Below are 13594 nucleotides of genomic sequence, written 5' to 3'. Positions count from 1 at the left end.
GAGGGAAGCACAGCATGGCCGTCATCGCCATCATCGCCCAGGGCGCCATGGGCGCCGGGATCGGCCGCCGCCTGTCGGGCAAGGGCGCCACGGTGCTGACCAGCCTGGCGGGCCGCAGCGCCGCCAGCGCGCAGCGCGCCGCGGCGGCCGGGATGCGCGACGCGACGGCGGCCGGGCTCGCCGGCGCCGACATCTTTCTCAGCATCCTGCCGCCGGCCGAGGCCAAGGCCTGTGCCGCCTGGCTGGCGCCGGCGCTGGAAGCCGCGCCCCGGAAGGCGATCTATGTCGACTGCAACGCCGTCAGCCCGGCGACCGCGGCCGAGGTCGCCGCCATCCTCGCCCCGACCGGCGCGGCTTTCGTCGATGGCGGCATCATCGGCGGCCCGCCGCGGGAGGACGGCTATACGCCCGTGCTCTACGTCGCGGGGCCGGAGGCCGAGCGGCTCGGCCCGCTGCGCGACCATGGGCTGGATGTGCGGGTGACGCCCGGCCCGGTCGGCGCCGCCTCGGCGCTGAAGATGTCCTATGCCGGCATCACCAAGGGGCTGGTCGCGCTGTCCTCCGCCATGATGCTGGCGGCGACGCGGGCCGGCGCGGCGGAGGGCTTCCGGGCGGAGCTCGCGCGCAGCCAGCCAGAGCTGCTCGCCTGGTTCGGCCGCATGGTCCCGCCGATGCCCGACAAGGCCTATCGCTGGGTCGGCGAGATGGAGGAGATCGCCGACTTCACCGGCGCGGAGGCGGCGGAGATCTACCAGGCGATCGCCGGATTCTATGAAGGGATGGCCGCCGACCAGGCCGGGACGCGGGAGAAGGCCGCGGCGCTGACGGCCTTCCTGAAGGATCCGGCATAAGGCCGGGGAGGAAGTATCCTCCCTGGACCCTCCTCTATTTCTCTGAGTCTGGCACTCGCCGCGCGGCGGCACCCGACCCACAAAAAGGAAGGGAGGGGTTCGGGGAGGGAATACGTTTTCCTCCCCGACCTTGTCTTACCCTTCCTCCGGCTTGAACCCGGACGCCGCGACGATCGGCCCCCAACTCTCGCGCTCCGTCCGGATGCGCTCGGCGAAGGCCGCGGGCTCCATGATCTCGGGCGCGAATTCCAGCTTGGTGAGCACGTCGCGCACTTCGGTCGTGGCGGCGGCGGCGGCCAGCGCCGCATGCAGCGGCTGCACCACCCCGGCGGGCGTGCCGGCTGGCAGCAGCACGCCGAACCATTCCTGCCGGGACAGCGAGGGGAAGCCCAGCTCGGCGAAGGTCGGCACATCAGGCAGGCGGGGGACCCGCTGCGGCGAACTCACCGCCAGGATCCGCATCTGCCCGCCGAGATGGAAGGGCACCGGCTCCGACAGCACGTTCATCCCGGCGGTGATGACGCCGGCCAGCACGTCCGTCATCACCGGGGCGCCGCCGCGATAGGGCACGTGGTTCATCGGCAGCCCGGCCTGGCGGGCGAAGTCGACGCCGACGAAATGCGGCATGGTGCCGGGCGAGGGACTGGCCCAGGCGATCTGCTGCTGCCCCTTCCCCCAGGCGATGAACTCCGCCAGCGTCCTCGCCGGGTGATCGGCGCGCACGGTGAAGGCGAAGGGAAAGGCGCAGACGGTCGTCACCGGCACGAAATCCGTCAGCCCGTCGTAGCGCAGCGACTTGTAGAGATGCGGGTAGATCGTCAGCATCGAGGCGGGCGTCTGGATATACAGGCTGCCGTCGGCCGGCGCGGCCTTGGAGGCCTCTAGCGCGATTCGCCCGCCGGCGCCCGGCCGGTTCTCCACCAGCACATTGGCGTTCAGCGGCGCCCGCAGCCGCTCGGCATAGGTGCGGGCGACGATGTCGGAGGACCCGCCGGGCGGCCAGCCGAGCAGGGCCTTGATGGTGCGTTGCTGCGCCAGGGCGGGCGCGGCGGCAAGCGCCCCGAGGCCGGCCAGCGCGGTGCGGCGGGAAAGGTGGACCATCGTCAGCGTCCCTTGAAGACCGGCTTGCGCTTCTCGGCGAAGGCGCGCTGCGCCTCCCGGGTGTCCTCGGTGGAGGACAGCGCCACGGTTTGCGATTGCTCGTAGCGGTAGCCCTCGTGCAGCGGCAGGTCCTCGGCCAGGGTGAAGGACCGCTTGGCCGCGCGCACCGCCAGCGGCACCTTTTGCGCGATCTCGCGGGCGATGCCCTGCGCCGTCGCCAGCAGCTCGGCGCCCGGGACGCAGGCCGAGGCGACGTTCATCCGGTACAGCTCCGGCCCGGTGATGCGGCGCGCGGTGAACAGCATCAGCCGGGCGTCGGACTGGCCGAAATGGCGAAGCACGTGCTTGACGCCGCCGGCCAGGCCGACATCGACCTCGGTCATCGACATGAAGCTCTCCTCGGCCACCACGACGATGTCGCAGCAGAGCGCGAGCACCGCGCCGGCGCCGATGGCGGCGCCGTTGACCGCGGCGACGATCGGCTTGTCGCATTCGATCAGGCTGTCGAAGCAGGCGCGGACCAGGCGGTTATGCCGGGGATAGGCGCCGCGCAGCTCGGTCATCCCCGGCCGCTCCTTCAGGTCAGCACCGGCGGAGAAGGCACGGCCGGCACCGGTCAGCACCACGGCGCGGACCTCCGGGCTGTCGTGCAGCACGTCGAAGAGCCGGCAGGTCTCCTCCCTGAATTTGCCGTTCTGGGCATTCACCGGGGGCCGGTCGAGCGTGACGGTGGCGACGAAATCCGCGACCTCGACGCGGTAGCATTCGAGGCCTTCGAGCCCTGGCAGCGGCATGGCTTGGTTCCCTGGACGCGCCACGGCCTGGCTGGCCGGGCATTCGTCCCGGTTTAGCCGATTGTCGCCGCGCTTACGATGCCACCCCGGCATCCCGGACGCGGCCCATCCGGCGCCCAGCTGCATTCCCGGAGACCGCCCGGCCGGACCGCGCGCGGCAAGGCGCCGCCCTCGCCCCCTGATCCCGGGCCGGCGCGCCGGGTCAGCCCGCCTGGTCCCTGGTCGCGAAGACGGTGACCTGCGCGTAGACACGCTCCCGCTCGTCATCGAACACCAGGATGCGCCACCCCGCCTTCTCGATGGCCGCCCGCAGGGTGTCCGCCGTGAAGTGGTGGTGGTGGAAGACCGGATGCGCATAGGACCCGGCGTGGTCGTGCTCGTGCAGGAAGGTCTTCAGCGCCAGGACGGCGCCCGGCGCGGCGAAGTGGAACATCTTCGCAAGGTCGTCGGCCGGCGTGTAGCTGTGCTCGATGTAGTCGAAGGCATGCAGGAGGTCGTAGCGACCGAGCCGGTCGGCCGTCTCCGGATAGTCCGAGAAGACCTCCCCGCGCACGTCCAGCCCGAACCGCTCCCGCGCCACCTCGGCGGCGAAGATGTTCGCGTCGCAGCCGGCGGTCGACAGCGCGACGCCGTCGCGGGCGGCGATCTCGCGGGCAGTGACCATGTACCAGCCGACGGAGGTCCCGACCTCGAACATCGACCTTGCCGGGCGGTCGCCGTTCACCGCCGCGAAATGGCGCAGGTGCTCGAGGAAGATGTGCGAGAAATAGCCCTTCAGGGTGGCGATCTGCTCCTCCGCCGTGCCCTGTGTCTCGCCGAAGAAGACGCCGCGATCGGCCATGCTCTCCGCTTCGGCCTTCGCGTCGCCGCCCTTCAGGAAGGTCGGGACGGTGTAGTCCTCCCGCAGCCGCGGGCTGTAGAACATCAGGCCGCAGCCCTCGCACCGGACCAGCGTGCAGTTCCATTCGGCATTGTGGCTGACGGCGTCATGAGCCTTGCTGCCGCAGAGATTGCACCGCACGTCGGCTTCGTAGGCGGTGGCAGGAGCGCGCATCACGGACCCATGTTTTCGTCGGCAACCATACGTCGCATGCTGCATCCGCAGGGTCAATGAGGAAGCCCGCCGGTTCGCCTCCTGGGATTCCACGGCCGGTTCCTGGGCGCCGGCTCCGCCACCAGACCGGCCAAAGCCCCGGCGTCGCCAGTTCCAGCAGGTGCCCGTCGAGGTCGCGGAAATAAAGGCTGGTGCTGCCGCGCGGCCAGAGCGTGCGCCCCTCGACCGGGACGCCGTGCCGGGCAAGCCGCGCTTCCCAGCCCGGCAGGTCGGCCGCCGCCACGGCCAGCGCGCAATGCACCGGGCCCTGCCCGTCATGCGGCGGGATGGTGCCGCCGGGCAGGTGGACCGTCGCCGTCGTGCTGCCGCGCAGGAAGACCAGCAGGGCGCTGCGGCCGCCGACCGGATAGGCGGCAAGCCGCTCGTCGGCGAACATCGGCGCAAGCCCCAGCGCCGTCTCGTAGAAGCCGCGGGCGCGGGCCATGTCGTCGACGTAGAGCGCGGTCTCGAGCACGCCGGCGAGCGGTGGGGCATCGGCCATGCCGCATCCTTCCGCCGCGCGCGGAACGGCGCAAGCGACGCCCTGGCGAGACGCCCCGACCCACCCGATATGCCGGGGCATGGTCCGCCGAGCCCTCCTTGCCGCGCTGCTGCTGCCGGGCCTCGCCGCGGCGCAACCCGTCCTGCAGGACCCGCCGGCGCCCGCCAGCCCAGCCGAGCGGCAGCGCCAGCTGGATGCCTTCTGGGGCCGGCAGCGGGAGAAGGAAGCAAACGACCGCTTCTGGAACGGCCCGAAGGAAACCCGCCGCGCGCTGACCCAGGACCAGTTCGAGCGCTGGGACTACCAGCGCCACCGCCGCCAGGGATGGCGAAGCTACCCGTACTGAGGCTAGCCTTCGGCCGCACCATCGGGAACCGACCATGGCCCATGCCTTCGGCGGCGCCGCCGCGACCGCCATCCTGCGCAACAGCGACCTCGACGCGGATGCGGTGAGCCAGGCGCGCATCGACCTCGCCGCCTGCTTCCGCATGGCGGCGAAGCTCGGCCTGCACGAGGGGATCTGCAACCACCTGAGCTTCGTCGTGCCGGGGCGCGACGACCTCTTCCTGGTCAACCCCTATGGCTGGGCCTTCGCCGAGATCACCGCCTCCCGCCTGCTGGTCTGCGACTTCCACGGCAACGTGGTGGCCGGCGAGGGCGTGCCGGAGGCGACCGCCTTCTACATCCACGCGCGCGTCCACAAGAATGTCCCGCGCGCCCGCGCCTGCTTCCACACCCACATGCCGAACGCGACCGCGCTGACCATGCTGGACGGGCCGCCGCTGGCCTGGGCCGGGCAGACCGCGCTGAAATTCTACGGCCGCACCGTGGTGGACGAGGACTATGCCGGCCTCGCGCTGGACGAGGCGGAGGGCGACCGCATCGCCGCCTCGATCGGGGAGGCCGACATCGTCTTCATGCGCAACCACGGCGTGATGGTGCTCGGCCCGACCATCGCCGAGGCCTGGGACGACCTCTACTACCTCGAGCGCGCCTGCGAGGTGCAGCGGCTGGCGATGTCGATGAACCGGCCGCTGAAGCCGGTGCCGCCGGCGCTGGCGGCGAAGACCTATGCGCAGATGCGGGAGGGCGACCGCGAGAGCGCCCGGCTGCACCTGGACAGCGTCAAGCGCATCCTGGCGCAGGACGCGCCCGACTTCGCGCGCTAAGGCGGATGGCGGGAGGGCGTGGACGCCCGGACGCCTGCCTCCGCCCTGAACACGAAGCCCCGCAGCGGTGCCGAGGTCACCTTCGAACGCGAGCCGCTGAAGCTGGCGATCGTCCCGGGTGGGAATACCCGGGGCGCGCATCGCCGGCACCGGCAAGGCAGCCCCCGCCACGCAGCCAGGAACACCGCCATGCAGATCCGCCACCAGACCGTCGCGGCCAACGGCATCCGCCTGCATGTCGCGGAGGCGGGCGAAGGGCCTGCCGTGCTGCTCTGCCACGGCTTCCCCGAGGCCTGGCATTCCTGGCGCCACCAGATGGCTGCGCTCGCCGAAGCCGGCTACCGCGCCATCGCCCCCGACATGCGCGGCTATGGCGGGACCGAGGCGCCGGCCGCGGCCGCCGACTACAGCATCCTGCACCTCGTCGGCGACATGGTCGGGCTGCTGGACGCGCTGCAGCTCGACCAGGCGGTGATCGCCGGGCATGACTGGGGCGCGCCGGTCGCCTGGAACGCGGCGCTGCTGCGGCCGGACCGCTTCCGCGCCGTGGCCGGCCTCTCGGTCCCCTATGCGCCGCGCGGGCCCGTCAGCCCCTTCGGGATGCTGCGCCGAGCCGGCCGCCACCGCTTCTACCAGATCTACTTCCAGGCACCGGGCGTCGCCGACAACGAGCTGCGGCGCGACCCGCTGGTCACCCTGCGACGCACCTTCCACACCCTCTCGGGCGACGTGCCGGAAGCGCAGCGCTGGAACCCCGACCTGCCGGAGGGCGGCTTCCTGGCGAGCCTCGTCGAGCCCCCCGCCCTGCCCGCCTGGCTGCCGGAGGCCGAGCTGGCGCTCTATGCCGACACCTTCCGCCGCACCGGCTTCCGCGGCGGGCTGAACTGGTACCGCAACATCGAGCGGAACTGGGAGCTCATGGCGCCCTTCGCCGGCGCCCGCATCCGGGTCCCCGGCCTCTTCGTCGCCGGCCGGCGCGACCCGGTGCTCGGCTGGGCCGGCCGCGCGGTGGAGGCGCTGCCGCAGAGCGTCCCCGACCTGCGCGGCACCGTCCTGATCGAGTCCGCCGGCCATTGGGTGCAGCAGGAAGCCGCGGCCGAGGTCAACGCCGCCCTGGTGGAGTTCCTCAAGGGTCTTTGAGGCAAGGGCCACAATCCGCCGGCTTCCCGCCATGATCCCGGCGCGATCGGGGCGTTTTATCTGCCGAACCGACCCAGGAGGGTCCGACAGATGAAGTACCGTATTGCCGCCGCCGCTGCGCTTCTCGCCACCGCCGCCACGCTCGCCGCCCCCGCCGCCCAGGCGCAGGGCTGGCACCGCGGCGGCGGCCATGGCGGCGGCTGGGGCGGCCCGCCGCCCCGCGCCTACCACCACCATCGCGGCAATGGCGCCGGCATCGCCGCCGGCATCCTGGGCGGCCTGGCGCTGGGCGGGCTGGCGCTCGGTGCCGCGGGCGCCTTCGCCGCGCCGCCGCCGCCGGTCTACTACGCCCCACCGGCCCCGGCGCCCTACTACGCGCCGCCGCCGGTCGGCTACTACGCCCCGCCGCCGGCCTACTACGCGCCGCCGCCCGCCGTGGTCTACCGCCCGGCCTATGGCTGGTAGCGGCCTCACGGCCCCTGCTGCAGCCCGGCGCGGAGGGCACGTCCCTCCGCCCCGTCCGGATCGATCAGCCGCTCCCGCAGGAAAAGATCGATCAGCACCAGGTTGACGTTGAACTTGACGTCGTCCGTGTCCCGCACCGCGTCCAGCACCCGCGCCGCGGGCCAGAGCTCGAAGCGCTCCACCTCGTCGTCGTTCGGCTTCGGCACGAAGCCCTCGGGCAGGTCGAGGTCGAAGCAGTGCAGCAGGTCGCGCCGCATCCCCGTCTCCTCCCGCATGACGTAGGAGATCCGCCCGACCCAGCGGGCCCGCAGGGCGAGGCCGGCGGGCAGGCTCGCTTCCTCCGCCGCCTCCTTCACCAGCGTCGCCTCCGCATCCAGCCCGGCCGGAATGCCGCCGGCGACCAGGTTGTCGAGCTTGCCCGGCGCCACCGCCTTGGCCTTCGAGCGCCAGCCGATCCAGAGATGCAGCCCGTCCGGCCGCATCACCCGCCCGTTCACGTGCACCCCCTGCGCGGCGATGCCGAAGGCCGGCAGCGCGCCGCGGTCGAGCGTGGCGAGGCTCGGCCCCTCCGGCGTCGCGCGGATGTCGAAGGGCTCGTCCCGCAGCGTGAAATGGCCGCGCTCGGCGAGGCTGCGGGCGATGCCGGCCAGAGCCTCCGCCCGCACGCCGGGGCTGCGGAGGCGGCTGGCGAGCGCGGCGCCCTGCGCGTCGAAATGGACCTCGCGCGGGAAGAAGGTCAGGGCACGGGCCAGCTCCGGGCCGAGCCAGCCGACCTGCGCCGCGCCGATGCGGAAGGGGATCAGCCCGGCCGGGGAGGCCAGGTCGTTGCAGGCATCGATGTGGCGCTGGAAGGGGTTCATGGGACCAGGGAACGCCGGGCGCGGGATTCGGACAAAGGGGCGGGCCGGGGGTTTTCGGACAAAGCGGCGGGAAGGCCGGGGCGGTCGCCGTCCGCCGAAGGCCCCGGAACCCCGGGGCGCCGGCGCGCGATGAGGAAAGACCGGTGCCGGACTGGCGGGAGTGACCTGGACATGGGGAAGCTGCCTCCGTCGCCGTCGGAACGAACGACGAAGAATAGAGGAAAATAATCCTTTTCACAAGTGCCGTGGGACGGCGCGGCCTGCGGCGCATCGACGCGGCGGGCCAGCCGGGCTAGGCAGCCCGCGAACCGGCGCCTGATTGGCGCCGCCGCCCCCTTCCGCATCGGATCCTCCCCCACATGACGTGCTCCGCGCCGCTGCCCATCCTCGCGACCCATGGCGGCAAGTTCCATTGCGACGAGGTCTTCGCCTATGCGGTGCTGCGCCTCGCGCTCGGCCTCGGCGAGGCCGGCCGGGACCACGTCCTGCTCCGCACCCGCAGGCCCGAGCTGATCGGGACCGCCGGCATTGTCTGGGATGTCGGCTTCGCCTACGACCCGGCGGCGAACCGCTTCGACCACCACCAGCGCGGCGCCCCGACGCGAGCGGACGGCACGCCCTTCTCCTCCGCCGGGCTGGTCTGGCAGAAATTCGGCGAGCGGGCCGTCGCCGCCCTGCTGCGGCCGGCCGGGGCGGAGGGCTTCGCCGCCGCCATCGCCGGCGAGGTCGAGGCGACCGTGGTGCGGCGGATCGACGAGATCGACAACGGCGTGGCCGATGCCCGGCGGGACACGCTGGGGCTGGCGACGCTGATCGGCGAGTTCAACCCGAGCTGGGACGACCCGGCCGGCAGCGGCCCCACCGCCGGCGACGCCGCCTTCCTGGAGGCGACGGATTTCGCCGCGGGCGTGCTGCGCCGCCGGGTGGACGAGATGCGGGCGCGCCGCGCCGCCGAGGCCAGCGTGCTGGCGGCGCACCGGGCCGGCGAGGACCCGCGGCTGCTGGTGCTGGACCGCGGCATGCCATGGAAGAACGTGGTCTTCGCCCATGCGCTGCCGGTGCTGTTCACCGTCTCCCCCGCCTCGAACGGCAATTGGATGGTGGACACGATGCCGCCGGAGCCGGGCTCCTTCGAGCAGCGGCTGCCGCTGCCGGAGGCCTGGGCGGGGCTGGACGCGGCGGCGCTGGCGGAGGCGTCGGGGGTGGCGGATGCCGTGTTCGTGCATCTGCGGCGCTTCGTCGGCGCGGCGAAGTCGCGGGAGGGGGCGGTGGCAATGGCGCGGAAGGCGATGGCGGGGTGACGCCGCGACGCGGCTGCCGGCCGCGCCATGCCGCGCGAGGCGGAGGCCTGGCGCGGCCGGTCCCGATGATCGCCCGGCCTATCGCCCGGTGCGGCGCTCAGGCCTGCGGCGCAGGCGCGAGGGCAAGGCCGGCAAGGCGGGCGGTGGCGAGCAGGCGGTCCAGGCCGTGGCCCTCCCGCGCCATGGTGGACAGGCCGGCCATCACGGTCACGGCGTAGTCGGCCAGGCGCCCGGCTGCGTCCGGCTGGGTGGCGGCGACGAAGCAGCGGATGGCGTCCGCGGCGGTGGCGGCAAGCGCGCGGGCGGCCTGCCGCGCCTCGGGGTCGTTGCAGCGCGCGCCCTCGATCACCAGGCAGCCGGCGGCGGCCGGGTCGGCGGCGTAGCGGCGGGCGGCCTCCTCCAGCAGGGCGGCAAGCGCCTCGGCCACGGGGCGGCCGGGACGCAGGATCTCGGCCAGGGGCAGGCCGTTGGCGGCGCTGTAGCGGCCGAGGATGCGGGCGTAGAGGCCGGCCTTGCTGCCGAAGGCGGCGTAGAAGCTGGGCGGCTTGATGCCGAGCGCCTCGGTGAGGTCGGCGACGCTCACCCCATCGTAGCCGCGGGCGTGGAACAGGCGCTGGGCGGTGGCGAGCGCGGCCTCGGGGTCGAAGCGGCGGGGCCGGCCGCGTGGGCGTGGAGAAATTGTAGCAGTCACTATAAAAAGCCTTGACGGAGCCTTCCGGAGACTTATGTAGTGTTCACTACGTTGAATCTCAAGGAGAACCTGATGGCCGGTTTTCAGGGCAAGTCCGTGCTCGTCCTCGGCGGCAGCCGCGGGATCGGGGCGGCAATCGTGCGGCGCTTCGCGGCGGATGGCGCGGCGGTGACCTTTACCTATGCCGGCTCGAAGGACGCCGCGGAGCGGCTGGCGGGCGAGACCGGCAGCACGGCGGTGGTGACGGACAGCGCCGACCGCGATGCGGTGATCGCGCGGGTGCGGGACAGCGGGCCGCTCGACGTGCTGGTGGTGAATGCCGGCGTCGTCGTCTTCGGCGACCCACTGGACCTGGACCCGGACGCGGTGGACCGGCTGATCCGCATCAACGTCGCCGCGCCCTACCACGCGGCGGTCGAGGCGGCGCGGCGGATGCCCGAGGGCGGCCGGATCATCGTCATCGGCTCGGTCAACGGCGACCGGTCCGCCTTTCCGGGCATCTCGGCCTACGCGATGAGCAAGTCGGCGGTGCAGGGCATGGCGCGCGGCCTGGCGCGCGACTTCGGGCCGCGCGGAATCACGGTGAACGTGGTCCAGCCCGGGCCCATCGACACCGACATGAATCCGGCGGACGGGCCGTTCAAGGACCTCGTCCACCCCGCCATGGCCTTCAAGCGGCATGGGCGGCCGGAGGACGTGGCCGGGATGGTGGCCTGGCTGGCGGGGCCGGAAGCCGGCTTCGTGACCGGCGCCATGCACACGATCGACGGCGGCTTCGGCGCCTGATCCGGCGCGACGCCGGGGGCCGGGCCACCCTCGGTCCCGGCCGGCTCCGCGCGGGTCGTCCCGGGGCCGGAGCGGATCGCGGGAGGACGCGCGATCCGCTGGGTCCTCGCATGGCCGTCGCACGGTCGACCGGGCACGGCCGGATGTCCCGGCACCGCCCCCCCTGTGCGCAACCCCCCATCCATGAGACGAGGCCAGATCATGTCCACCAACGACCCGACGGTTCCGGGAGCGCCGGAGCCGGATTTCGGCCATCTCCTCCGCGCGAACCTCGAGCGCGTGTTCAACGAGCGCGATCCCGCGCGGCGCGCCGCGGCGATGGAGGATCTCTACGTCGCCGATCCCGTGATGTACGAGCCCACCGCGGTCGTGACGGGGCGCGCGGCGATCGCCGAGGTCGCGGGGCGCCTGCTGGAGCAGTTCGGGCCGGGCTTCGCCTTCCACGCGGACGGCGTGGCGGTCGGCCACCACGGCCTCGGCACCCTGCGCTGGCATGCCGGCCCGGGCGAGGAGGTTGCCGTGACGGGCACCGACGCGGCGCAGGTCGTCGATGGGCGGATATCCCGCCTCTGGGTCCTGCTCGACCCGGCGGTTCGCTGATCGCTTTTCCATCCGGCTCGCAGGTCGGCCTGGCCCCGCGCCGGACCGTGGACGATACCGGCGGCCTGCGGGCCTGCGGGAGGCGCTGAGCCGCGCCGCGCCACGCGTCTGCCATCCCGATCGATGCCGGGCGGGCCTGCTTCGGGGCGGATGCGGGCCAACGTCCCCGGCCTCCCCGGCGGCCGGCCGCCCCACCCGCCACCCGGCCCCGTTCCCCCATCGGCCATTCCGCCCTATCTCCGGATGCCGCCGCCCCGGAGAGCCCCCACTTTGCCCACCCCCCAGGCCGCCGAACGCAGCCACTGGCAGACCCTGCTCAACCTCCTGCCCTGGCTCTGGCCGGCCAACGAGCCGGGCCTGCGCGGCCGCGTCGTCATCGCCGTCGTCTGCCTGATCGCCTCCAAGGCCGCGAACGTCCTGGTCCCGCTGGTCTATGCCCGCGCCGTCGATGCGCTGGCGCCGAAATCCGGCGCCGCGGCGATGCTCGCCATCCCGGTCGCGCTGGTCATCGGCTACGGCCTGCTGCGCATGGCGAGCTCCGCCTTCGGCGAGCTCCGCAACGCCGTCTTCGCCAAGGTCCAGGCCCGCGCCGCCCGCCGCATCGCGCTTTCGGTCTTCGCCCACCTGCACGCGCTGTCGATGCGCTACCACATGGACCGGCAGACCGGCGGCCTTTCGCGCGTTATCGAACGCGGCACGCGCGGCATCACCTTCGTGCTCAACTTCCTGCTCTTCAACATCATCCCGACGATCCTCGAGATCTTCCTCGTCGCCGGCATCCTCTGGGGAATGTTCGACTTCTCCTTCGCCGCGGTCACCCTGCTGACCATCGGACTCTACGTCGCCTTCACCCTGATGTTCACCAACTGGCGCCTGCGCTTCCGGCGGGAGATGAACCAGACCGACCAGGACGCCAATACCAAGGCGATCGACAGCCTGCTGAACTACGAGACGGTGAAGTACTTCGGCAACGAGCCGCACGAGATCCGCCGCTACGACGAGAGCCTGACCCGCTACGAGCGCGCCTATGTGCGGTCCGAGACCTCGCTCAACGCCCTGAACAGCGGCCAGGCCTTCATCATCGCGCTCGGCCTGACCGGGGTGATGCTGCTTGCCTCGGAGGGCGTCATCGCCGGGCACATGTCGGTCGGCGACTTCGTGCTGGTGAACACCTACCTCATCCAGCTCTACATGCCGCTGAACATTCTCGGCTTCGCCTACCGCGAGATCAAGCAGGGCCTGACCGACACGGAAGCGATGTTCACCCTGCTGGGCGAGCCGCAGGAGGTCGCCGACGCGCCGGAGGCGACGCCGCTGGTCGCCGGCCCGGGTGCGCTGGCCTTCGAGGATGTCCGCTTCGCCTACCGGCCGGACCGGCAGATCCTCAAGGGCATCTCCTTCGCGGTGCCGCCGGGCCGGACGCTGGCGATCGTCGGGCCGACCGGGGCGGGCAAGTCCACCATCTCCCGCCTGCTCTTCCGCTTCTACGACACCACGGGCGGCCGCATCCTGGTCGATGGCCAGCCGATCGAGCGGGTCACCCAGCACAGCCTCCGCGCCGCCATCGGCGTGGTGCCGCAGGACACCGTGCTGTTCAACGACACCATCCGCTACAACATCGCCTATGGCCGCCCCGGCGCCTCGGAGGAGGAGGTGGTCCAGGCGGCGAAGCTCGCCCAGGTGCATGACTTCGTGATGCGCCTGCCCGACGGCTACCGGACGATGGTGGGGGAGCGCGGCCTGAAGCTTTCCGGCGGGGAGAAGCAGCGCGTCGCCATCGCCCGCACCATCCTGAAGGACCCGCGCATCCTGATCCTGGACGAGGCGACCAGCGCGCTCGACACCCGGACCGAGCAGGAGATCCAGGCGGCGCTGCGCCAGGTCTCCGCCAACCGCACCACGCTGGTCATCGCCCACCGCCTCTCGACCGTGGTCGAGGCGGACGAGATCATCGTCCTGCAGGACGGCCGCATCGCCGAGCGCGGCACCCATGCCGTGCTGATCGCCGCCGATGGCCTTTATGCCGAGATGTGGCGGCGCCAGTCGGAAGCGGTCGCCATGGCCGAGGCCGCCGCGGCCGCCCAGGTGGCCGCCGACCTCGACCAGCCGCGGGTCGGCCGGGCCGCGGCGGTGGCGGCCCCGACCTGAGGCCCGGCGCCTGACGCTCCCGCTCAGCGCAACGCTGGGTTGCGCTGCGCCGGCGGGGGTTTCACGCCGGCCCCGCCCGCCCTATCTGCACCG

The 13594-nt window shown here is 72.7% G+C and carries 15 protein-coding genes; 9 read left to right on the top strand and 6 right to left on the bottom strand.

Annotated features, from left to right (window positions below; all coding sequences use genetic code 11):
* The first annotated feature begins 14 nt into the window (after positions 1-14).
* Entirely contained in the window at positions 15-851 is an 837-nt protein-coding gene (locus E2C06_RS07105) for an NAD(P)-dependent oxidoreductase (protein ID WP_133287906.1), read from the top strand.
* A 135-nt stretch (positions 852-986) separates the two neighbouring features.
* Here the strand turns inward: E2C06_RS07105 and E2C06_RS07100 are convergent, their stop codons facing one another.
* The 4 genes from E2C06_RS07100 to E2C06_RS07085 all read right to left on the bottom strand — a co-directional run bounded on the left by E2C06_RS07100 (position 987) and on the right by E2C06_RS07085 (position 4341).
* Positions 987-1952 (bottom strand): tripartite tricarboxylate transporter substrate-binding protein, encoded by a 966-nt coding sequence (locus E2C06_RS07100; protein WP_133287905.1) that lies wholly within the window; start codon positions 1950-1952, stop codon positions 987-989.
* Positions 1953-1954: 2 nt separating this feature from the next.
* On the bottom strand, positions 1955-2746 hold the full coding sequence (locus E2C06_RS07095; RefSeq protein ID WP_133287904.1) for an enoyl-CoA hydratase/isomerase family protein: 792 nt from the start codon (positions 2744-2746) through the stop codon (positions 1955-1957).
* Between the two features lie 202 nt (positions 2747-2948).
* Positions 2949-3800, bottom strand: a complete 852-nt coding sequence (locus E2C06_RS07090; RefSeq protein ID WP_165982259.1) for a methyltransferase domain-containing protein — start codon at positions 3798-3800, stop codon at positions 2949-2951.
* Complete coding sequence (locus E2C06_RS07085) at positions 3733-4341, bottom strand: VOC family protein (RefSeq protein ID WP_133287902.1); 609 nt, start codon at positions 4339-4341, stop codon at positions 3733-3735. The genes E2C06_RS07090 and E2C06_RS07085 overlap by 68 nt, the downstream gene beginning before the upstream one ends.
* Before the next feature lie 79 nt (positions 4342-4420).
* Between E2C06_RS07085 and E2C06_RS07080 the strand changes: the two genes are divergently transcribed.
* From E2C06_RS07080 to E2C06_RS07065, 4 genes are all read left to right on the top strand, one after another.
* Positions 4421-4687 carry a hypothetical protein gene (locus tag E2C06_RS07080; RefSeq protein ID WP_133287901.1) on the top strand — a complete coding sequence of 89 codons (267 nt, stop codon included), beginning with the start codon at positions 4421-4423 and terminating at the stop codon, positions 4685-4687.
* 34 nt (positions 4688-4721) lie between these two features.
* A complete protein-coding gene (locus E2C06_RS07075) occupies positions 4722-5510 on the top strand; it encodes an aldolase (protein ID WP_133287900.1) in 789 nt (262 codons plus the stop codon).
* Positions 5511-5528: 18 nt separating this feature from the next.
* On the top strand, positions 5529-6650 hold the full coding sequence (locus tag E2C06_RS07070) for an alpha/beta fold hydrolase (protein WP_241671158.1): 1122 nt from the start codon (positions 5529-5531) through the stop codon (positions 6648-6650).
* Positions 6651-6740: 90 nt separating this feature from the next.
* Positions 6741-7115 carry a hypothetical protein gene (locus E2C06_RS07065; protein WP_133287899.1) on the top strand — a complete coding sequence of 125 codons (375 nt, stop codon included), beginning with the start codon at positions 6741-6743 and terminating at the stop codon, positions 7113-7115.
* 5 nt (positions 7116-7120) lie between these two features.
* Here the strand turns inward: E2C06_RS07065 and E2C06_RS07060 are convergent, their stop codons facing one another.
* The gene (locus E2C06_RS07060; RefSeq protein WP_133287898.1) at positions 7121-7975 is read right to left on the bottom strand and encodes an NUDIX hydrolase; all 855 of its coding nucleotides are present in this window, start codon (positions 7973-7975) and stop codon (positions 7121-7123) included.
* 359 nt (positions 7976-8334) lie between these two features.
* Between E2C06_RS07060 and E2C06_RS07055 the strand changes: the two genes are divergently transcribed.
* Positions 8335-9276 (top strand): MYG1 family protein, encoded by a 942-nt coding sequence (locus E2C06_RS07055; RefSeq protein ID WP_133287897.1) that lies wholly within the window; start codon positions 8335-8337, stop codon positions 9274-9276.
* Between the two features lie 97 nt (positions 9277-9373).
* Here the strand turns inward: E2C06_RS07055 and E2C06_RS07050 are convergent, their stop codons facing one another.
* Positions 9374-9967 carry a TetR/AcrR family transcriptional regulator gene (locus E2C06_RS07050; RefSeq protein WP_133287896.1) on the bottom strand — a complete coding sequence of 198 codons (594 nt, stop codon included), beginning with the start codon at positions 9965-9967 and terminating at the stop codon, positions 9374-9376.
* 72 nt (positions 9968-10039) lie between these two features.
* Here E2C06_RS07050 and bdcA point away from each other — a divergent pair, with 72 nt between their 5' ends.
* The 3 genes from bdcA (at position 10040) to E2C06_RS07035 (ending at position 13501) form a co-directional block, all read left to right on the top strand.
* Positions 10040-10753 carry an SDR family oxidoreductase gene (bdcA, locus tag E2C06_RS07045; RefSeq protein WP_133287895.1) on the top strand — a complete coding sequence of 238 codons (714 nt, stop codon included), beginning with the start codon at positions 10040-10042 and terminating at the stop codon, positions 10751-10753.
* A 201-nt stretch (positions 10754-10954) separates the two neighbouring features.
* A complete protein-coding gene (locus tag E2C06_RS07040; RefSeq protein ID WP_133287894.1) occupies positions 10955-11353 on the top strand; it encodes a nuclear transport factor 2 family protein in 399 nt (132 codons plus the stop codon).
* Positions 11354-11596: 243 nt separating this feature from the next.
* Positions 11597-13501, top strand: a complete 1905-nt coding sequence (locus E2C06_RS07035) for an ABCB family ABC transporter ATP-binding protein/permease (RefSeq protein ID WP_133287893.1) — start codon at positions 11597-11599, stop codon at positions 13499-13501.
* Positions 13502-13594 lie beyond the last annotated feature (93 nt).

Origin of the sequence: Dankookia rubra, from assembly GCF_004355005.1 — a bacterium.
Taxonomy (GTDB): Bacteria; Pseudomonadota; Alphaproteobacteria; order Acetobacterales; family Acetobacteraceae; genus Paracraurococcus; species Paracraurococcus ruber_A.
Note: the sequence above shows the minus strand (reverse complement) of the source record. Positions and strands in the feature narration are given on the sequence as shown.

Bases quoted from the DNA above. Each gene is read 5' to 3' on its own strand.
- E2C06_RS07105 (WP_133287906.1), top strand. From the start codon at position 15: ATGGCCGTCATCGCCATCATCGCCCAGGGCGCCATGGGCGCCGGGATC.
- E2C06_RS07100 (WP_133287905.1), bottom strand. From the start codon at position 1,952: ATGGTCCACCTTTCCCGCCGCACCGCGCTGGCCGGCCTCGGGGCGCTT.
- E2C06_RS07095 (WP_133287904.1), bottom strand. From the start codon at position 2,746: ATGCCGCTGCCAGGGCTCGAAGGCCTCGAATGCTACCGCGTCGAGGTC.
- E2C06_RS07090 (WP_165982259.1), bottom strand. From the start codon at position 3,800: ATGCGCGCTCCTGCCACCGCCTACGAAGCCGACGTGCGGTGCAATCTC.
- E2C06_RS07085 (WP_133287902.1), bottom strand. From the start codon at position 4,341: ATGGCCGATGCCCCACCGCTCGCCGGCGTGCTCGAGACCGCGCTCTAC.
- E2C06_RS07080 (WP_133287901.1), top strand. From the start codon at position 4,421: ATGGTCCGCCGAGCCCTCCTTGCCGCGCTGCTGCTGCCGGGCCTCGCC.
- E2C06_RS07075 (WP_133287900.1), top strand. From the start codon at position 4,722: ATGGCCCATGCCTTCGGCGGCGCCGCCGCGACCGCCATCCTGCGCAAC.
- E2C06_RS07065 (WP_133287899.1), top strand. From the start codon at position 6,741: ATGAAGTACCGTATTGCCGCCGCCGCTGCGCTTCTCGCCACCGCCGCC.
- E2C06_RS07060 (WP_133287898.1), bottom strand. From the start codon at position 7,975: ATGAACCCCTTCCAGCGCCACATCGATGCCTGCAACGACCTGGCCTCC.
- E2C06_RS07055 (WP_133287897.1), top strand. From the start codon at position 8,335: ATGACGTGCTCCGCGCCGCTGCCCATCCTCGCGACCCATGGCGGCAAG.
- bdcA (WP_133287895.1), top strand. From the start codon at position 10,040: ATGGCCGGTTTTCAGGGCAAGTCCGTGCTCGTCCTCGGCGGCAGCCGC.
- E2C06_RS07040 (WP_133287894.1), top strand. From the start codon at position 10,955: ATGTCCACCAACGACCCGACGGTTCCGGGAGCGCCGGAGCCGGATTTC.
- E2C06_RS07035 (WP_133287893.1), top strand. From the start codon at position 11,597: ATGCCGCCGCCCCGGAGAGCCCCCACTTTGCCCACCCCCCAGGCCGCC.